This window comes from Pseudomonas baltica (genome assembly GCF_014235765.1).
GTDB classification, from domain to species: Bacteria; Pseudomonadota; Gammaproteobacteria; order Pseudomonadales; family Pseudomonadaceae; genus Aquipseudomonas; species Aquipseudomonas baltica.
In genome coordinates, this window is sequence record NZ_JACMYH010000001.1 from 556,181 (window position 1) to 573,260 (window position 17,080).

Annotated in this window: 19 protein-coding genes and 1 riboswitch; of the genes, 12 read left to right on the plus strand and 7 right to left on the minus strand. The window is 63.0% G+C overall.

Annotated features, from left to right (window positions below; genetic code table 11):
- Positions 1–133 precede the first annotated feature (133 nt).
- Entirely contained in the window at positions 134–601 is a 468-nt protein-coding gene (locus H7993_RS02565) for an Lrp/AsnC ligand binding domain-containing protein (RefSeq protein WP_185793333.1), read from the minus strand.
- A 182-nt stretch (positions 602–783) separates the two neighbouring features.
- Here H7993_RS02565 and H7993_RS02570 point away from each other — a divergent pair, with 182 nt between their 5' ends.
- The 3 genes from H7993_RS02570 (at position 784) to aroQ (ending at position 3,198) form a co-directional block, all read left to right on the plus strand.
- Positions 784–1,926, plus strand: coding sequence for a cysteine desulfurase family protein (locus H7993_RS02570; RefSeq protein ID WP_185793334.1), 1,143 nt, complete (start codon positions 784–786; stop codon positions 1,924–1,926).
- Positions 1,927–2,185: 259 nt separating this feature from the next.
- Complete coding sequence (locus tag H7993_RS02575; RefSeq protein WP_122478087.1) at positions 2,186–2,533, plus strand: hypothetical protein; 348 nt, start codon at positions 2,186–2,188, stop codon at positions 2,531–2,533.
- A 212-nt stretch (positions 2,534–2,745) separates the two neighbouring features.
- On the plus strand, positions 2,746–3,198 hold the full coding sequence (aroQ, locus tag H7993_RS02580; RefSeq protein WP_122478089.1) for a type II 3-dehydroquinate dehydratase: 453 nt from the start codon (positions 2,746–2,748) through the stop codon (positions 3,196–3,198).
- A 237-nt stretch (positions 3,199–3,435) separates the two neighbouring features.
- On the opposite strand, the gene H7993_RS02585 is transcribed toward aroQ, so the two are convergent.
- The gene (locus tag H7993_RS02585) at positions 3,436–5,154 is read right to left on the minus strand and encodes a thiamine pyrophosphate-dependent enzyme (RefSeq protein ID WP_185793335.1); all 1,719 of its coding nucleotides are present in this window, start codon (positions 5,152–5,154) and stop codon (positions 3,436–3,438) included.
- Positions 5,155–5,320: 166 nt separating this feature from the next.
- Here H7993_RS02585 and copC point away from each other — a divergent pair, with 166 nt between their 5' ends.
- Together copC and copD are read left to right on the plus strand one after the other, a co-directional pair.
- Positions 5,321–5,680 carry a copper homeostasis periplasmic binding protein CopC gene (gene copC / locus H7993_RS02590; RefSeq protein ID WP_185793336.1) on the plus strand — a complete coding sequence of 120 codons (360 nt, stop codon included), beginning with the start codon at positions 5,321–5,323 and terminating at the stop codon, positions 5,678–5,680.
- Between the two features lie 2 nt (positions 5,681–5,682).
- The gene (copD, locus tag H7993_RS02595) at positions 5,683–6,534 is read left to right on the plus strand and encodes a copper homeostasis membrane protein CopD (RefSeq protein ID WP_185793337.1); all 852 of its coding nucleotides are present in this window, start codon (positions 5,683–5,685) and stop codon (positions 6,532–6,534) included.
- 135 nt (positions 6,535–6,669) lie between these two features.
- On the opposite strand, the gene H7993_RS02600 is transcribed toward copD, so the two are convergent.
- Together H7993_RS02600 and H7993_RS02605 are read right to left on the minus strand one after the other, a co-directional pair.
- Positions 6,670–6,885 (minus strand): TOBE domain-containing protein, encoded by a 216-nt coding sequence (locus tag H7993_RS02600; protein WP_043189662.1) that lies wholly within the window; start codon positions 6,883–6,885, stop codon positions 6,670–6,672.
- Positions 6,886–7,024: 139 nt separating this feature from the next.
- On the minus strand, positions 7,025–7,567 hold the full coding sequence (locus tag H7993_RS02605) for a DUF4946 domain-containing protein (protein ID WP_122478094.1): 543 nt from the start codon (positions 7,565–7,567) through the stop codon (positions 7,025–7,027).
- 104 nt (positions 7,568–7,671) lie between these two features.
- On the opposite strand from H7993_RS02605, the gene H7993_RS02610 reads away from it, so the two are divergent.
- Positions 7,672–8,694: a GlxA family transcriptional regulator gene (locus H7993_RS02610; RefSeq protein ID WP_185793338.1), complete on the plus strand. Its 1,023-nt coding sequence runs from the start codon at positions 7,672–7,674 to the stop codon at positions 8,692–8,694.
- 77 nt (positions 8,695–8,771) lie between these two features.
- Positions 8,772–9,896, plus strand: a complete 1,125-nt coding sequence (locus tag H7993_RS02615; RefSeq protein WP_185793339.1) for a mechanosensitive ion channel family protein — start codon at positions 8,772–8,774, stop codon at positions 9,894–9,896.
- 3 nt (positions 9,897–9,899) lie between these two features.
- Here H7993_RS02615 and H7993_RS02620 read toward each other — a convergent pair whose 3' ends face one another.
- Positions 9,900–11,723 carry a monovalent cation:proton antiporter-2 (CPA2) family protein gene (locus tag H7993_RS02620; protein WP_185793340.1) on the minus strand — a complete coding sequence of 608 codons (1,824 nt, stop codon included), beginning with the start codon at positions 11,721–11,723 and terminating at the stop codon, positions 9,900–9,902.
- A 105-nt stretch (positions 11,724–11,828) separates the two neighbouring features.
- Positions 11,829–12,052: riboswitch (cobalamin riboswitch) on the plus strand.
- A 130-nt stretch (positions 12,053–12,182) separates the two neighbouring features.
- On the opposite strand from H7993_RS02620, the gene H7993_RS02625 reads away from it, so the two are divergent.
- The 5 genes from H7993_RS02625 to H7993_RS02645 are packed head-to-tail and all read left to right on the plus strand — an operon-like array spanning position 12,183 to position 15,297.
- A complete protein-coding gene (locus H7993_RS02625; RefSeq protein ID WP_122478101.1) occupies positions 12,183–12,377 on the plus strand; it encodes a CbtB domain-containing protein in 195 nt (64 codons plus the stop codon).
- 11 nt (positions 12,378–12,388) lie between these two features.
- The gene (locus H7993_RS02630) at positions 12,389–13,072 is read left to right on the plus strand and encodes a CbtA family protein (protein ID WP_185793341.1); all 684 of its coding nucleotides are present in this window, start codon (positions 12,389–12,391) and stop codon (positions 13,070–13,072) included.
- Positions 13,073–13,077: 5 nt separating this feature from the next.
- A complete protein-coding gene (locus H7993_RS02635; RefSeq protein WP_185793342.1) occupies positions 13,078–13,503 on the plus strand; it encodes a cobalamin biosynthesis protein in 426 nt (141 codons plus the stop codon).
- A 34-nt stretch (positions 13,504–13,537) separates the two neighbouring features.
- Positions 13,538–14,284 carry a precorrin-4 C(11)-methyltransferase gene (gene cobM, locus H7993_RS02640; protein ID WP_122478107.1) on the plus strand — a complete coding sequence of 249 codons (747 nt, stop codon included), beginning with the start codon at positions 13,538–13,540 and terminating at the stop codon, positions 14,282–14,284.
- Positions 14,285–14,298: 14 nt separating this feature from the next.
- A complete protein-coding gene (locus tag H7993_RS02645) occupies positions 14,299–15,297 on the plus strand; it encodes a GlxA family transcriptional regulator (RefSeq protein ID WP_122478274.1) in 999 nt (332 codons plus the stop codon).
- Between the two features lie 76 nt (positions 15,298–15,373).
- Here H7993_RS02645 and nfuA read toward each other — a convergent pair whose 3' ends face one another.
- Positions 15,374–15,958, minus strand: coding sequence for a Fe-S biogenesis protein NfuA (gene nfuA / locus H7993_RS02650; RefSeq protein WP_185793343.1), 585 nt, complete (start codon positions 15,956–15,958; stop codon positions 15,374–15,376).
- 77 nt (positions 15,959–16,035) lie between these two features.
- Positions 16,036–17,058, minus strand: coding sequence for an acyltransferase family protein (locus tag H7993_RS02655; RefSeq protein WP_185793344.1), 1,023 nt, complete (start codon positions 17,056–17,058; stop codon positions 16,036–16,038).
- Positions 17,059–17,080: the final 22 nt, after the last annotated feature.

The window sequence follows — 17,080 nt, forward strand, 5'->3', positions numbered from 1 at the left end:
GCTCTAGTCCGGGTATTCCAGGATGTCTGGGCCGGTAATAACGCGTTGTTTCATCGCGGCCGGTGACCGCTCCTACAGGTAGGAGCGGTCACCGGCCGCGAACCAGGCGCCGCGGTCTGCCAGGCGCTACGCGCTAGATACGTCTGGCGTAGTGCAAGGGCAACACCGTGGTCGACTTGATGCGCTCCATGGCAAAGGTCGAACTGATATCGGTGATGCCCTCTACTTGGATCAGTCGCTTGTACACAGCGTCGTACCCGGCGATATCAGGCACCACGATGCGCAGCATGTAGTCCGTATCCCCTGCCATTCGATAGCATTCCACGACCTCGGGCAGTTCGCCGATAACGGTGTGGAAGTCAGCCAGCCACTGGGCATTGTGTCGCTGCGTGCGCAACTCGGCGAACACCGTCACGGCCACATTCAACTCGCTGGCATCGAGCAGTGCGACCCGCTGGGTGATCACGCCCTGCTGTTCCATCTTCTGTATGCGGCGCCAGCAGGCGGTACCACCCAGACCAATCTGCTCGGCAATGTCTGCCAGCGGGCGGGTGCAATCGGCCTGAAGTATCTCGAGGATTGCCATGTCGAACTTGTCCACGGTAGGTCAGGCCTGCTTGAGTGGTTGATAGGGGTAAGCACGGGATGCAATGTTATTCTCTTTTACGGCCACTCTAGGCAAATTATTTGCTCTAAATCAGGTTGGGCTAGCGTAGAAGTCAATTTTTTTCCCTCCATGCATGGCTAACATAGGCAGCACTGAATCAGACCTGGTCGACACGCATGCCCACCCTCCCCGTATACCTGGATTACGCCGCCACCACGCCCATTGACGATCACGTGGTCAAAGCCATGCTCGCCTGCATGGGGCGCGATGCGCTGTTCGGCAACCCTGCATCGAGTGCCCACGCCTACGGCCAGCAGGCACGCCAAGCCGTCGAATTGGCCAGGCGGCAAGTGGCGGAACTGCTCAATGCTCCCGCCGAAGACATCGTCTGGACTTCAGGCGCAACCGAGTCGAACAACCTGGCGATCAAGGGCTGCACCCGTCCGGGTGACCATATCGTCACCAGCGTGCTGGAGCACAAGGCCGTCATCGACACCGTGCGCGAGCAACACGCCGCTGGCTGCGAAGTCACCTGGCTCACTCCGGACGCCAACGGCCTCATCCAACCGGAGGCCGTTGCTCGAGCGCTGCGAGCCAATACCCGGGTGGTGTCGCTGATGTGGGTCAACAACGAACTGGGCACCCTGACCGATATCGCCCGAGTCGCGCAGCTGGTGAAGGACCACGGCGCACTGCTCCATGTGGACGCCGCCCAGGCGGCCGGCAAGGTCGACATCGATTTGTCCGGCATGGCCATCGACCTGCTGTCCCTGTCGGCGCACAAGCTTTACGGCCCCAAGGGCATCGGCGCCCTGTACGTCGGACCGCGAGCGCGACCTTCGTTGCGCGCCCAGATGCATGGCGGTGGCCATGAGCAGGGCCTACGCTCGGGCACCTTGCCCACCCACCAGATCGTTGGCATGGGTGCGGCATTTGCCCAGGCCTCGGCGCAGATGCACGCCGATAACGCGCACATCGCGCAACTGGCCCAGGGCTTGCGCGAAGGGTTGCTGGCGTTGACCGGTGTAACGCTCCATGGCTGCGCGGAGCAGCGGATTCCCCATACCTTGAACGTCTGCATCGCCAGCCCGTCTTTTTCAATGCAGGCCGTTGCTGGCCGTATCGCGGTGTCGTCGACCTCCGCCTGCAATTCGGCAAGTGCCACGGCATCCCACGTGTTGCTGGCACTGGGCTTGAGCCAGGCTCAGGCTGTGAACAGCTTGCGAGTGAGTCTGGGCCGCTACAGCACCCAGGAGGATGTCGACCAGGCCATTGCCGTGATCGCCGCCGCCCTGCAGGCCCCCGCGCCATTCTGGTGAAATCGAAGGCCTGGTAACCGCGTCGTTCTTTTCGCGGCCACAGACCGCTCCTACGGCATGAGCGTCCCGTAGGAGCGGTCCGTGGCCGCGAAAAGAACGACGCGCATTGACTAACGTCCCACGATGACGGGTTCGTAGCCATGAACCCGCCCTGAGAGCGTCAGAAGGCTTCCAAACTACCGTTCGTCGGCTTCAGGGCACCGACGATGGCAATCCGATGCCCAAATCTTCGTACCGATTCCTATAACGGAGAAATACCATGGTCACTCGCACGATCACTCGCTTTGCCCTTGTTGGCCTGCTGTCTGCCACCAGTATGTATGCGTTGGCCGGTTCGGTGCCTCCAGGCAAGGAACCCACCCCTTCGACTCCAAGCACCAGCACCGACACCCGCACTGGCAACCAGATGGGCAACGGCCGCGCTAACGATGCCAACAGCAGCAGCGGCAGCACCACGTCGGGTACCCCGAACGGCCAGGGCACATTCAGCAACGGCACCGGCAACAGCAGCGGCGCCAACAGTGGCTCGATGGGTTCGGGTTCCGGTAACGGCGCAAGCTCGGGCAAAGGTGCAGGCAGCGGCGCAGGCGGCACCAGCGGTAACTGATCCTGAGGCAGACGGGCATTAGCCGCCCCTGCCGTCAGCGTTACCGAAATCGAAGGCGGGTGGGTGTCAGAAGGTGCGTAGAACCGCATCAGGACATGCCACCCGTTTTCACATCCCTCACATACAGCGTCTTTTTCGGTATTCTTCCGGTCCCATCGCCCCAGTGCGGCGCCCTGCCCGCACGGCTCGATCCCATCTGACCAGGAAGCCTCATGTCCCAGATCATCCTCGTACTCAACGGCCCCAATCTCAACATGCTGGGTTTGCGCGAACCTGCGGTCTACGGCCATGAAACCCTGGCCGATGTCGAAGCCATGGCCGTGCAGAGCGGACAGGAACTGGGCTTTGCGGTCGAATGCCGCCAGACCAATCATGAAGGACAGATGATCGACTGGATCCATCAGGCCCGCCAGCGCGTTGCCGGCATCGTCATCAACCCGGGTGCCTGGACCCATACCTCGATCGCCATTCATGACGCCCTGATTGCCTGCGAAGTGCCAGTGCTGGAAGTGCATATTTCCAACGTTCATCGGCGCGAGGAATTTCGCCATCAATCATTCGTATCGAAGGTAGCGGTGGGCGTCATTGCCGGCTTCGGTACCCACGGCTACAAGCTGGCCATTGCCCACTTCGGCAAACTGCTCGGCGGCAAGACGGCCATCTGATCCGGTTTTTTTACCGCTTTCTGAATCTGTTTTTACTTGCCTTCAACGCTCATAGTCACCTGAACGAAATTTCATTTTCTGGAGGTGTGTCATGGACGGTGTGATCATGTTGACCATCATAACCGCGACCCTGGGTTCGTTCGGTTACGTCATGTACCTGATCCATAAAGAGAGCAAGGAAAACAAATAGGCCGCCGAGTCTGACTCGGCGGCCTGGTCACACTCGCTTGCAAGCGTCTACTTGATGAAGTTGTCGACCAGCATGTGCGCCACATCGTCGGCGCGACCGCTGAGCATGGCCTTGGCCGAATACAGGGCCATATTGGACACCTGCGAGAACTCGATCTTCGGTGGCATCACCAGTTCTTCGGGATTGACCTTTACATCCAGCAGCGCCGGGCCAGGATGGTTCAGGAAGCGCTGCACCGCCGCTTCGAGGCTGGCGCCATCGGACACCTGCTCACCGTAGAAGCCCATGACTTCAGCCAACTTGGCGAAGTCCGGGTTGTGCAGGTCGGTGAAGTTATCCAACAAGCCTTCAACTTTCTGTTCGATCTGGACGAAGTTCAATGAACTGTTGTTGAACACCACCACCTTGATCGGCAGCTTTTCCTGAACGGCTGTGAGCAGATCACCCAGCAGCATGGCCAAGCCACCGTCGCCCGACAGCGAAATGACCTGGCGTTGCGGGTAGGCTTTCTGCAGGCCCAGTGCCTGGGGCATGGCATTGGCCATGGTGCCGTGGCGCAGGCTGGTGAGCGTACGGCGCTGACCGTTGGTGTTGATGTGACGCAGCACCCAGACCATGGGTGAGCCACCGTCGGCGGTGAACAGCGCGTCTTCGCTGGCGTGTTTGTCCAACAGGTGGGTCAGGTACTGCGGGTGAATCAGATGCCCGTCGGTATGGCGCTGGTCATGGGCCAGGGTCTTCAAGGTTTTCTGCCGCACCTTCAGGCAGTCTTCCAGGAAGCTGTGTTCGCTACGCTCGGCCAGCAGTGGCAACAACGCCTGCAAGGTCGGCACGACGTCGCCCACCACCCCCAGTTCGATCGGGTGGCGACGACCCAAGTGAGCGCCTTTGCGGTCGACCTGAACGATCCGCGCATTCTGCGGGTAGAACTGGCCCCAGGCGAAGTCGGCGCCCAGCAGCAGCAGGGTGTCGCACTCCATCATCGCGTGGTAGCCGGATTCGACCCCGAACACGCCGGTCATGCCCATGTTGTATGGGTTGTCGTATTCGACGAAGTCCTTGGCCCGTGAGGTGTGGGCAATGGGCGCCTTGAGTCGGTGAGCCAGCTCGATCAGCTCGTCGTGGGCACCTTCACAGCCGACCCCGGCGTAGATTGCGATCTTCTTGCCTTCGGCAAGAATGGCGGCGATCCCAGCCAGTTCGTCGGGGCTGGGTTGCAGTACCGGACGAGGCTGGTGAACGCTGAACGGGCGGTCATTCTTGACCTCGGCAGCACTGATGTCCGATGGCAGGATGATCACCGCCACTCCCCCTTCGTTCAAGGCGGTTTGCGCGGCCAGGGTAGTCACTCGGCGCGCCTGCTCCGGCGTGTACACCTGTTCGCAGAACACCGTGCAACTGCCGTAGATGGCCTTGAAGTCCACTTCCTGGGGAAAGTCCATGCCCAGCTCGCTGGTCACGATCTGGCTGGCAATCAGCACCATGGGCGCCTTGTTGCGCTGGGCTTCGAAGATACCGTTGATGAAATGCAGGCCACCGGGGCCGCAGGAACCGGCGCAGGCCGTCAGTCGACCGCTGATGAACGACTCGGCGCCCGCGGCGAATGCCGCAGCTTCTTCATGGCGCACGTGGACCCATTCGATCTCGCTGCGCTTGATCGCATCGGTGACGTGGTTGAGCGTGTCGCCGACGATGCCGTAGCAGTTGCGAACCCCGGCCTGCTGCAGGGTCTGGATCACGATGTCGGCTACTTTCTTGCTGGCCATGAAGGCCTCCTGGTCAGAGAGTCATGCTGCTTAGGCTTGAGCTCGCGCAGGGAGTTCAGCCCGGCTGGTGCCGCCGAGCCGCAACCACATGACCGGTCGACGACGTTGCCCGGCGCGCAGGATCATGCTTTATTGGCGGCCTTTTTCAGTGTTCAAGGCCATTGCCATGTCTGCTCGCAAGTTGCTCAGCACCGCCCTGCTCGTTCTCGTATCGCCCCTGGCCATGGCACACGCCCATCTGACCCACCCTGTGCCCGCCGCGGATACCACCGTCGTTGCCCCGGCGCAATTGAGCCTGGGTTTTTCCGAAGCCATTGAACTGGGTTTCAGCCAGGTGAGCGTGACTGCGGCGGACGGCGACGCGGTAGCCTTGCAGCCCTTGGCCAGTGCTGCGGACGATGCCAAGACCCTTGTGATCAAACCTGCCGCGCCCCTGGCAGCGGGTCAGTACACGGTGCACTGGCAGGTCGTGTCGGTGGATACCCACAAAAGTGCGGGTGAATACAGCTTCACCGTGAGTCCGTGACCATGAGTGTATTGATCGCTCTGCGTTTCCTGCATTTCACCAGCCTGATGCTGGTGTTCGGTGCGTGCATGTTTCGCCCGTTGCTGCTCGTGCACCCCAGCCAGATGGGTCGGTTGCGTAACCTGATCGATCCGTTGGTGTGCCTGCTGGCTGCACTGGCCCTGATCAGCGGCGTGGCCTGGCTGTTCGCCGTGGCTTATGAGCTGGACGGCTCGCTGGACATGGCGCTGGTTCGACGGGTGCTGGCGGAAACCTTTTTCGGCAAGGTCTGGACGCTGCATCTGTTTGCCTGCGTGGCGGTCCTGGTGTGTCTGCGCCTTCCCCATCCGAAACTGCAAGTAGTGGCCAGGCCCTTGAGTGCACTGGCGCTGGCAACGCTCGCGCCGGTAGGCCACGCAGCCATGCTCGAAGGCGCCGCTGGCACCTGGCTGGTGATCAATCAGTTGATCCACCTGCTGTGCGTCGGTGCCTGGCTGGGCGGTCTGATGTTGCTGATGTTCGTACTGGCTCGACCCGGCGACCAAGACTTGCGCATGGTGCTCGGTCGCTTCAGTGGCGTGGGTTGTGTGCTGGTGGCCGGGATGCTGATAACCGGGCTCATCAACACCCGAGCGCTGACCGGGACGTTCCTCCCGCTGCCTGGCCAATCCGGGTTCGCCACAGTACTGGCGATCAAGCTGGCGCTGGTGTTGGCCATGCTCGGCCTGGCCCTGTGGCACCGGCGTCAATTGGCCCGGGGCCCGCTGGACATCCATGGGTTCAAGCGTACCGTTACACTCGAATGGGCATGCGGGCTGGGCGCCGTGGCTGCAGTGGCTTTGCTCGGCACCCTGGCGCCTACGCCGCTGACTTGAGCCATCCCTGGCGCAGACAAAAAAAAGGGTCGTGCTCCCCTGCAAGAGCACGACCCTCAAGATCTTTCCGGCTTCAAACTTGACAAGACACCACGGTATAAGACGTGAATGCGTGATCAGTATGCGAGGCGTTTGTTACAGTTTGGCGATGGACACTTCAGTCGATTTCACGAAAGCGATGACTTCGCTGCCGATCTGCAATTCCAGCTCGTGCACCGAGCGCGTGGTGATCACCGAGGTGACGATACCGGCCGGGGTCTGCACGTCGATTTCCGACACCACCGGCCCTTCGATGATTTCCTTGACGGTGCCCTTGAACTGGTTGCGTACGTTGATCGCTTTGATGGTCATGCAGTCATCCTCGTTAGACATTCGGTCGCACCGCAGTGCGTGAGGTAGAGATTGCACCTACAACCGGATATTTAAAAAGAATGAATAATGCTTTTTATATGCCTTCAAAGAATATGCAGCATCAACCTGGCCCGCCTCGCTATTCGGGCTCGGCAAATCGCAGTGCCTGGCGTATGCCCATGACCTCGGCCTCCAGTTGCGGATAACCCACGGCAGAACCCGCATAGCTGAACCCGTAGGCCATGCCGGGCTGTACCGCTGCGACCAGGGTCTGGGTAATGGCGAGTGTTCCGTTGCGGGTGACCTTGCAGGTGGTCTGCGCAGCTGGCAGGTTGCCCAGCCGGGTCGCTTTGACCTTGGTGCACACGCTCTGGTAGCCGGAGCGGGAAAAGTTGATCTGGATGGCCTTGCGCATCTCCAGCAACACCGCTTCCAGGTTGACTGCATGGTCCTGGGCCAGCGCGCCACGGGTCATCTCGACGATCATCAACGGATCGCCATTGGCATCGGTCTTGGTGGCACGCTGGCGGCTGCCGCTGGGCTGGCCCTGCGCATCGGCCGAGTCGGGCAGGATCTGCACGTCCCAGTCGGCGGGCCAGACGATCACGCTGTCGTCGGCCCACACCGGTGTGCCGATCAGCCAGCACAGCAGCAGGCAGTGGGCGTGGCGCAGGTAGGGCATGGGGCTTGCTCCAAGGCAAAAGGGCCGTCAGTCTCGCAGACCCGTGGCCGCAGCACTACGCTAATATCCGCTGTGATCAGCGGCAATCCAGGGAGCAGGCAGCAATGACGCAACGGATTTTCAGCGGTGCCGGGCAAAGCAAGAACCTGCTGTACCTTGCCTCAGCCAACGGGCGCCTGCGCAACACCGACCAGGCAAGCCTGCGCGTGGGGTTCGTGCTGCTGGAGCATTTTTCCCTGGCGGCCTTCACTGCCAGCCTGGACACCTTGGTCACTGCCAATCTGATCAGCCCGGCGGCCTACGCCATTCGCTCCTATGGCCTGGCGCCCGGCCAGGTGATCAGTGATCTGGGCATACTGCTGCAGCCGGATGCGCCACTGATGCCAGGCATGCACGACGAAGTGGACCTGTTGATCATCTGTGGCGGCTTTCGCACACCGCTGCGGCCTTCCCTGCTGCTCAGTCGAATACTGGCGGACTGCGCGCGTCGCGGCATTGCCCTGGGCGGGCTGTGGAACGGCGCCTGGTTTCTCGGCCAGGCAGGCCTGCTCGATGGCTATCGCTGCGCGGTGCATCCGGAAAACCGCGCTTCGCTGGCAGAACTCAGCCCGCAGATCACCGTCACCCCCGCCAGCCAGGTTATCGACCGCGACCGCGCCACCGCCGCGAGCCCCAACGGCGGTTTCGGCATGATGATGGAAATGATCCGCCAGCAGCGCGGCGAGACCCTGGCCAATGGGGTGGAACACATTCTTGCCTTCGAAGGGCTGCGCTTCAAGCGCACCGGTGGCCAGGCGACCGGCAAGCTCAGCCAGCCGCTGCGCAACATCATCGACCTGATGGAGAGCAATCTGGAGGAACCGCTGTCGCTGGACCAACTGGCCGAGTTCGTCGGCCGCTCGCGGCGCCAGATCGACCGGCTGTTCCAGGACCAGCTTGGCACTTCGCCGCACCGTTACTATATGGAACTGCGGGTCACCGAAGCACGTCGTCTGTTGCAGCATTCGACGCTGTCGATTATGGACGTGGCGATTGCCTGCGGCTTTGTCTCGGTGAGCCATTTCAGCAAGTGCTACAGCGGCTATTTTGGCCACTCGCCCTCGCGTGAAACCCGCTTGGCAGACTGATCGGCTGCGGATGACGGGGAACCGTGTCGAGCTTTGCCGGTCGACTCCAGTTCATGCCTCAAGCGAGCACCCGCCCCATGGAATACGCCCTTCCCGATTCCTTGCTGGCCCGCGTGCCGATGCCCTGGCTCAGTACGCTGATCGCCGCCGCGCTGGCCGTATGCGTCATTCTGCTGATCCGCTGGGTCGGCCTGATCATCCTGCGACGCGTCTCCAAGTCCTTCGTACTGGCGCAGCAACTGGTCGCCCGTGCCGAGCAGCCGACCCTGTGGCTGATGCCGCTGATGGCCCTGCAGGCGGTGTGGACTTCGGCGCCCGACGACCTGCTGATGATCAATACCGTGCGCCACCTCAACGGCATGCTGGTCACCGCCTGCCTGACCTGGCTCGGCCTGCGCTGTGTCAAGGCCGTGGCTACGACCATGACCCTCAAACACCCGCTGGACATCGAGGACAACCTTGCCGCCCGGCGCATCCAGACCCAGGTACGGGTGCTGGTGCAGTGCCTCAACGTACTGGTGCTGATTTTCGGCATCGCCCTGATCCTGATGACGTTTCCAGCGGTGCGCCAGATCGGCACCAGCCTGCTGGCGTCGGCGGGCCTTGCGGGACTGGCTGCCGGCTTTGCTGCCAAGCCGGTGCTGGGCAACCTCATCGCTGGCCTGCAGATCGCCATTTCACAGCCGATCCGCATCGACGACGTGGTCATCGTCGAGGGCGAATGGGGGCGTATCGAAGAGATCACCGGCACCTACGTGGTGGTGAAGATCTGGGATGAGCGGCGCATGGTCGTGCCTCTGCAGTACTTCATCGAGAAGCCGTTCCAGAACTGGACCCGCAGTACGTCCAGCATCATCGGCTCGGTGTTTCTCTGGGTCGACTACTCGGTGCCGCTGGAAGCGCTGCGCGTCGAGACCAAGCGTCTGTGCGAGGAAATCCCGCACCTGTGGGACGGCCGTGTGGTGGTTCTGCAAGTCACCGATACCAGCGACAAGGCGATGCAATTGCGCATCCTGCTCAGCTCGCTGGATTCGTCGCGCAACTGGGATGCGCGTTGCCATGTGCGCGAGCGGCTGATCACTTTCGTCAACAACCGCTACCCCGAGTGCCTGCCGCAGCTGCGCGCCGAAATGTCGACCCGCACGCCGCATCCGGCCAACGAAGACGGGCCGGCCGACGTCGCCCGCCAGCCGCCGGTTTGATTCTCAGCGCCGCGGCGCGCCCTTGGCGGCAGCCTTCTCGTCCTGACGATCGGATTCGAACAGCCGGGCCAGCTCGGCGCGTGCTTCCTGGGCGGTCTGCATGACCTTGGCTTCATCGTCGTAGATCGCATGCTGGGCCTGCAGCACCTGTTCGTCATGGCGCTTGAAGCGGCTGATCCGCGCATCGGCCTGGGATTGGCTCAAGCCCAGGCCGACCAGCGTTCGGCGGGTGATTTCCAGGCTCGAGTAGTAGGTTTCGCGAACCGCCTGGGCGCCATGGTCGACCAGCCGGTGCACATGCTGGCGGTTGCGCGCGCGGGCGATGATCTTCACGTGCGGGTACAGGCGGTTGACCAGTTCGGCGGTCTTGATGTTGATTTCCGGATCGTCGGTGGCGATGACGAAATACTCGGCCTGCTCGACCTTGGCCGCGCGCAGGATCTCCGGCCGCAGCGGGTCGCCATAGAACACCGGCAAATGGCCGAAGCTGCGCGAGAACTCGATGGACTCCACCGAGGTGTCCAAGGCTACGAAGCTGATCTTCTGCGCCCGCAGGATCCGCGCAACGATCTGCCCCATCCGGCCCATGCCGGCAATCACCACGCGCGGCGCGTCGCTTTCGATCTCGCGGTAGGCGTCCGGCACTTCCACCGGCGGGGTCTTGACCCGCAGCAGGCGTGCGCACAGCAGCAACAGCAATGGCGTGAGCGCCATCGACAGGGTGATGGTCAGCAGCAAGGTGTCGTACAGGCGCGCGTCGAACAGGCCCTGCTCGCGGCCTATCTTGAACACCACGAAGGCGAACTCGCCGCCGGCGGCCAGCACGATACCCAGGCGCACGGCGCTGAGCCGGCCCAAGCCGCCGGCCAGACGCCCGATCAACACCAGCAATGGCAGCTTGATGCCGATCAACAGCAGCGTCAGCCCCAGCACCAGTGCCGGGCTTTCGAGCAGCAGGCCCAGATTGGCGCCCATGCCGACACTGATGAAGAACAGCCCCAGCAGCAGCCCCTTGAACGGCTCGATCTGCGATTCCAACTCGTGCCGGTATTCCGAATCGGCCAGCAGCAAGCCAGCGAGAAAGGCGCCCAGGGCCATGGAGACACCGGCCAGTTCCATCAGCCAGGCGGTGCCGATCACCACCAGCAAGGCCGTGGCGGTTGACACCTCCTGCAGGCCAGTGCGGGCGACGACGCGAAACACCGGACGCAACAGGTAGCGCCCACCGACCACCACCACGGCGATGCTGCCCAGCACCCGCAAGCCGTGATCCAGCGTACTGCCCTCGCCCGCATCGCCGCCACTGCCAGCCAGCAGCGGCACCATGGCGATCAGTGGAATCGCGGCAATGTCCTGGAACAGCAGCATGGCAAAGGCCAGGCGACCGTGGGGAGCGTTCAGCTCCTTGCGTTCGGCCAGGCTTTGCAGGCCGAATGCAGTGGACGACAAGGCCAGGCCCAGACCCAGCACCACAGCACTGTTCAACGGCTGGCCGAAGCCGAGCAATGCCACCGCGCCGATCACCACTGCGGTCAGCAGCACCTGTGCCAGGCCAACCCCGAACACCGCCTTGCGCATGACCCACAGCCGCTTGGGCGACAGCTCCAGGCCAATGATGAACAGCAGCAGGACTACCCCCAGTTCCGAGATGTGGCTGACGCTCTGTGGGTCGCCGACCCAGCCCAGCACTTGCGGGCCGATGACCACCCCGGCGAACAGATAGCCCAGCACCGCGCCCAATTGCAGGCGTTTGGCCAACGGCACGGCAATCACCGCGGCCAGCAGGAACACCACGGCGGCTTGTAGCATGTTGCCTTCTTCGGGCATGGGGAACTCCTTGTCGGATGGGAAAGTGCGGACCGCGGCAGCATTCTACAGGCGCCGGCGCTCGCTGGCATGGGCACGGATTGACGGCCCCGCGTCGACATGATTTGCTAGGCGCTTCGTTTGGGTGCCCTTCACAGGGTGAAACGGGAAACCGGTGAGTGCCAGCTTCGATTGGATGCTGGCGCAAGTCCGGTGCTGCCCCCGCAACGGTAAGCGAGAGAAGTGTCAGATCCACTGCGCCTGTCATGGGTGTGGGAAGGCGACGCTTTCAAGGCTGGCTCACGCCGCCCCTCGCAAGCCCGGAGACCGGCCCAGACTGTCTGTGATCGACAAACCCGCGGTGGGCGGGCGCTGTTGCGAGCATGGCGCGCCTGCGCCAGGCTTTCTGCGTGCGCGTGCCCGATTGTCGGAACCACATACCGTGGAGCCGCCACCGTCGGGACCACCAGAGGGAACGCCATGTCCAGCACCGTCTCAACCAGCCCTGAACACGCCCAAACGCATACCGCCACCCTCGCCCAGCGCATTGCGCTGGCGACTGGTACGTTCCTGCTGGGCTGCTGCCTGGTCGGCTTCGCCGGTTTCTCGCATATCGAAGCCGTGCACAACGCCGCTCACGACACCCGGCACAGCGCCGCCTTTCCGTGCCATTGAGGAATACCGAGATGATCAGGCACATCGTACGTACCGCCGGGTTCAGCGGGCTGCTGGCCGCTTTGTTGTTGACGCTTCTGCAAGCCCTCTGGGTCGCCCCGCTGATCCTTGAGGGTGAAACCTATGAAACACCTGCCGCGCAGCATGAGCATGCCGATGCCGCAGGCGCCGAGCACGAGCACGAGCACGCCGAGGCCTGGGAACCCGAAAACGGCTGGCAGCGCGTGCTGTCCACGGCCGGGGGCAATCTGGTAGTAGCCGTCGGCTTCGCCCTGATGCTGGTCGCGCTCTATACGCTGCGGGCACCCGGTCGCAATGCCCAGGGGCTGTTGTGGGGGTTGGGTGGATTCGCGGTGTTCTGCCTGGCGCCGAACCTGGGCCTGCCGCCGGAACTGCCCGGCACGCAGGCGGCAGACCTGGCATTGCGGCAAACCTGGTGGATCGGCACGGCGGCGTCGACAGCTGCGGGCCTGGCGTTGCTGGTGTTCGGCCGCGGCATGCTGCTCAAGGCGCTGGGCCTGGCCATCGTGCTGGTACCGCACCTCATTGGCGCGCCCCAACCCGAACAGCATGCGAGCCTGGCGCCCGAAGCGCTGGAACAGCAGTTCGTGATTGCTTCACTGGTAACCAATGCGGTGTTCTGGCTGGCCCTGGGCCTGATCAGTACCTGGTTGTTTCGCCGAGCCCGTGGCTGAATCCGATGACGGCGCTGTGGGTAGGGTTCGGTTGTCGCCGGGGCTGCAGCGCGCAGGCGCTGCACGAACTGCTGGAACAAACCCTGCTCGAACACCGGCTTGACTGGGCGGATGTGCAGGGGCTGGCCAGCATCGACCTCAAGGCACACGAGCCAGGGCTGCTACTGCTGGCCGAACGCCTTGGTTTGCCTTTCGCCACCTACAGCGCGCAGGCGCTGGGGCGCTTTGAGGATCGACTCAGCCATCGTTCCGCGCGCTCATTCGCAGCGACCGGTTGCCAGGGTGTGGCCGAAAGCGCCGCCCTGGCCATGGCCGAGCACTGCACGGCGTCTGCGTCGATACTGCGTGTCAAACGGCGGCACACGGCGGTGGTGACCCTGGCCATCGCCAGCATGATGGAGCAGACCGGCTGCGCTGTGCGTTCAACTTGAATATCATTCACCCCTCCGCCTGTCAGGAATCCCCATGACCGTTTATTTCATCGGCGCCGGACCGGGCGATCCGGAGCTGATCACCGTCAAGGGCCAGCGCCTGATCCGTCGTTGCCCGGTGATCATCTATGCCGGCTCGCTGGTGCCCGACGCGGTGCTCGAAGGGCACACCGCGCACCAGGTGCACAACAGCGCCGAGCTGCACCTGCAACAGATCATCGAGCTGATGCGCCAAGCCCATGACCGGGGCGAAGACGTAGCGCGGGTGCACAGCGGCGATCCCGGCCTGTATGGCGCGATCGGTGAGCAGATTCGCTGCCTGCGTGAACATGGCATCGACTACCAGATCATTCCTGGCGTGACCGCTACGGCCGCTTGCGCAGCGCTGCTGGGCGTGGAGCTGACCCTGCCCGATGTGGCGCAGACGGTGATTCTCACCCGCTATGGCGACAAGTCGCCGATGCCGCCGGGTGAAAGCTTGGGCAGCCTGGCCCGGCACGGCGCGACGTTGGCCATTCACCTGGGTGTGAAGAATCTGGATCGAATCGTCGCCGAGCTACTGCCCAGCTACGGCGCGGATTGCCCGGTTGCCGTGATTCACAAGGCTAGCTGGCCGGATCAGGACTTCGTGCTGGGCACCCTGGCGGATATCCAGCTCAAGGTCGCAGCCAAGGACTTCCGGCGCAGTGCGCTGATTCTCGTGGGGCACGTGCTGCACACGGACAGTTTCGCCGACTCGGCGCTGTACCGTGCGGGCCATGCCCACCTGTACCGTTCTTGAACGACATGGACTGCATGGCTGATTCCACCAAAGTGATTGCTTGCCTGATCTATCCCGGGGTGATGAGCCTGGATGTGACCGGCCCGATGCAGGTGTTCGCCTCGGCCAACGTCGAGCTGGCCCGCCAGGGCCTGGCGCCACTCTACCAATTGCAGCTGCTGGGGGAGGCAGCGGGCGCCGTGGCGACCTCCGCCGGGTTGAAACTGCATGCCGACGCCAGCTGGCTGTCGGTGGACTGCAGCACCCTGGACACGGTGCTGCTGCCCGGCGGCAGCAGCGATGCCGAACAGTGCGCGAACACTGCCCTGCTCGCCTGGTTGCGCGAGGCCGCGCCCACGGTCCGACGCTTGGGTTCGGTATGCTCGGGAGCGCTGATGCTCGCCAGCGCGGGCTTACTGGACGGCTTGATCGCCACCACTCACTGGGACGATGTCGAGGCCTTGCAGGCCTTTGCCAATGTGCAGGTGCAAGGCGATCGGCTGCACACCTACGATCCCTCGGACAAGGACGGGCACAGCCACATTTTCACCTCGGCAGGCGTCACCGCCGGGATCGACCTGGCGCTGGCGTTGATCGAGGCCGACCTGGGCCGCCCCCTGGCCCTCGCCGTCGCTCGCCGCCTGGTGCTGTTTCTCAAGCGTTCGGGTGGACAGACGCAATTCAGCCCACACCTGGCGCGCTGCAACGGAACGACGTCGAGGCTGACCGAGTTGCTGGAATGGATCGCACTGAACCTGAGCGCCGATCTGTCCCTGGAAGCGCTGGCACACAAGGCCAACATGACGCCGCGGACGTTGTACCGGGTTTTCTTCGCCGAACTGAACATCACACCGGCGCGGCATATCGAGCGCGTCCGCCTGGAAGCGGCCCGGGCGATGATCCAGGGCGGGCAATTGTCGTTGCAGAGCGTGGCGCGCCTGTGCGGCTATGGCCATGCGGAAAACCTGCGGCGCAGTTTTCAGAAGGTGCTTGGGGTGAGTCCGCAAGGTTACGCCCAGCGCTTCGGCCAGTAGCCGCCCGCATCGTGCTGCTTGGGCGCAGCGAATCGGATGCGGGCCCCGCGTCCTGGCGCGGGGGCAGCCTGCCTAGCTAGTAGTAGGCGTTTTCTTTCTGGGTGTGGTCGGTGACATCGCGAACGCCCTTGAGCTCCGGGATGCGCTCGAGCAGGGTGCGCTCGATACCGTCCTTGAGGGTGACGTCGGCCTGGCCGCAACCCTGGCAACCACCGCCGAACTGCAGCACGGCAATGCCGTCTTCGACCACGTCGATCAGGCTGACTTGCCCGCCGTGGCTGGCCAGGCCGGGGTTGATCTCGGTTTGCAGATAGTAGTTGATGCGCTCGTTGACGGGGCTGTCCCCGTTGACCATCGGCACCTTGGCGTTGGGCGCCTTGATGGTGAGCTGCCCGCCCATGCGGTCGGTGGCGTAGTCGACCACGGCGTCGTCGAGGAAGGCTTCGCTGACGGCGTCGATCCAGGCGGTGAAGCTTTTCAGGCCCAGGGCGGTGTCTTCCGGCTTTTCTTCACCCGGTTTGCAGTAGGCAATGCACGTCTCTGCGTACTGGGTGCCTGGCTGGGTGATGAACACGCGAATGCCGATTCCGGGCGTGTTCTGCTTGCTCAGCAGATCGGCCAGGTAATCGTGCGCAGCGTCGGTAATCGTTATAGCGCTCATAGTGGTTCCTCACAGACTTGCCAGCAGTTTACGCGAATCCGACGACGCTGACAAAGCCTGACTGTTTTGGTCGGGAATCACCCCGTACGGGCCATCGAGGTCGAATCCAGGCGAGCGTCGGTCCAGTGCTTGACCCGTTGGTACAGACGCTTTTCGATCCACACGTAGCTGGCCCACGACACCAGGGCGATAGTGGGCACGCAGAACGCAAACACCCAATACGGGTTCAGATGCCAGTGGACGCTGGCCAGCCAACCGGCGTAGAGCACCAGCACGTGCACCAGGTACACCGAATACGAACAATCGCCCAGGGTCTTGAGCAGGCGGCTGCCACGGAAGTGCGGCTCCATGGCCACGCAGGCCAGGACGATCAAGGCGCTGGGCAAGCCCCAGTGCAGCAGCCGGTCGCTGGAGTCCAGGTGATAGATCAGCACCGCCGACACGATGATCACGGCCAGGGGTAGCCACAAGCCCTGGGCGATCCAGCCGCGGCGATAGAGCATGCCGATGCCGATGCCCAGCAGGAACTCGTAGATGATGTTGTTCTGATAGAAGCGGCTGACCACCCCATAGCGGCCGAGTACTTCGCTGACCGCGACCAGCGCGGCGGCGACGATCAGCGGGCGGTAACGCTGCGGCACGGTGAACACCAGCGAGAACAGCAGGTAGAAGAACATCTCGTAGTTGAGTGTCCAGCCCACGTTCAGCGTCGGGTACAGGCCGTAGCCACCGGGATTTTCCGAAGGAATGAACAGCAGCGAGAGGATGAAGTGCGGCAGGTCGATCGCGGCATGAGGCAGCCATTGGCCCAGACTGACCAGCATCAGCCCCATCAAGGCGGTGTACAGCCAATAGGCCGGGACGATGCGAATGACACGGTTGAGCAGGAAGCGCCCCGCGGGCATCTGCTTGTCCTGGGTCGACAGGTAGATGACCAACCCACTGATGACGAAAAAGATATCGACGCCCACCGCGCCCCGGTCAGTGAAGAACTGACCGATGGGGCCTGCGGCATGGAAGTCGAAGAAAATCTGCATGAAGTGATGGCAGACTACGATCCAGGCGGCCAGGGCCCTTAAAGCTTGAAGCGAAATCAGCATGCGTACCGCCTTTTGAAACGAG

What these genes read in the sequence shown, in the direction of transcription:
- H7993_RS02575 (WP_122478087.1), top strand. Translation starts at nt 2,186, where the DNA reads ATGGTCACTCGCACGATCACTCGCTTTGCCCTTGTTGGCCTGCTGTCT.
- H7993_RS02635 (WP_185793342.1), top strand. Translation starts at nt 13,078, where the DNA reads ATGACGGCGCTGTGGGTAGGGTTCGGTTGTCGCCGGGGCTGCAGCGCG.
- H7993_RS02625 (WP_122478101.1), top strand. Translation starts at nt 12,183, where the DNA reads ATGTCCAGCACCGTCTCAACCAGCCCTGAACACGCCCAAACGCATACC.
- H7993_RS02605 (WP_122478094.1), bottom strand. Translation starts at nt 7,567, where the DNA reads ATGCCCTACCTGCGCCACGCCCACTGCCTGCTGCTGTGCTGGCTGATC.
- cobM (WP_122478107.1), top strand. Translation starts at nt 13,538, where the DNA reads ATGACCGTTTATTTCATCGGCGCCGGACCGGGCGATCCGGAGCTGATC.
- H7993_RS02655 (WP_185793344.1), bottom strand. Translation starts at nt 17,058, where the DNA reads ATGCTGATTTCGCTTCAAGCTTTAAGGGCCCTGGCCGCCTGGATCGTA.
- H7993_RS02620 (WP_185793340.1), bottom strand. Translation starts at nt 11,723, where the DNA reads ATGCCCGAAGAAGGCAACATGCTACAAGCCGCCGTGGTGTTCCTGCTG.
- H7993_RS02600 (WP_043189662.1), bottom strand. Translation starts at nt 6,885, where the DNA reads ATGACCATCAAAGCGATCAACGTACGCAACCAGTTCAAGGGCACCGTC.
- copC (WP_185793336.1), top strand. Translation starts at nt 5,321, where the DNA reads ATGTCTGCTCGCAAGTTGCTCAGCACCGCCCTGCTCGTTCTCGTATCG.
- copD (WP_185793337.1), top strand. Translation starts at nt 5,683, where the DNA reads ATGAGTGTATTGATCGCTCTGCGTTTCCTGCATTTCACCAGCCTGATG.
- H7993_RS02645 (WP_122478274.1), top strand. Translation starts at nt 14,299, where the DNA reads ATGGCTGATTCCACCAAAGTGATTGCTTGCCTGATCTATCCCGGGGTG.
- aroQ (WP_122478089.1), top strand. Translation starts at nt 2,746, where the DNA reads ATGTCCCAGATCATCCTCGTACTCAACGGCCCCAATCTCAACATGCTG.
- H7993_RS02615 (WP_185793339.1), top strand. Translation starts at nt 8,772, where the DNA reads ATGGAATACGCCCTTCCCGATTCCTTGCTGGCCCGCGTGCCGATGCCC.
- H7993_RS02610 (WP_185793338.1), top strand. Translation starts at nt 7,672, where the DNA reads ATGACGCAACGGATTTTCAGCGGTGCCGGGCAAAGCAAGAACCTGCTG.
- nfuA (WP_185793343.1), bottom strand. Translation starts at nt 15,958, where the DNA reads ATGAGCGCTATAACGATTACCGACGCTGCGCACGATTACCTGGCCGAT.
- H7993_RS02585 (WP_185793335.1), bottom strand. Translation starts at nt 5,154, where the DNA reads ATGGCCAGCAAGAAAGTAGCCGACATCGTGATCCAGACCCTGCAGCAG.
- H7993_RS02630 (WP_185793341.1), top strand. Translation starts at nt 12,389, where the DNA reads ATGATCAGGCACATCGTACGTACCGCCGGGTTCAGCGGGCTGCTGGCC.
- H7993_RS02570 (WP_185793334.1), top strand. Translation starts at nt 784, where the DNA reads ATGCCCACCCTCCCCGTATACCTGGATTACGCCGCCACCACGCCCATT.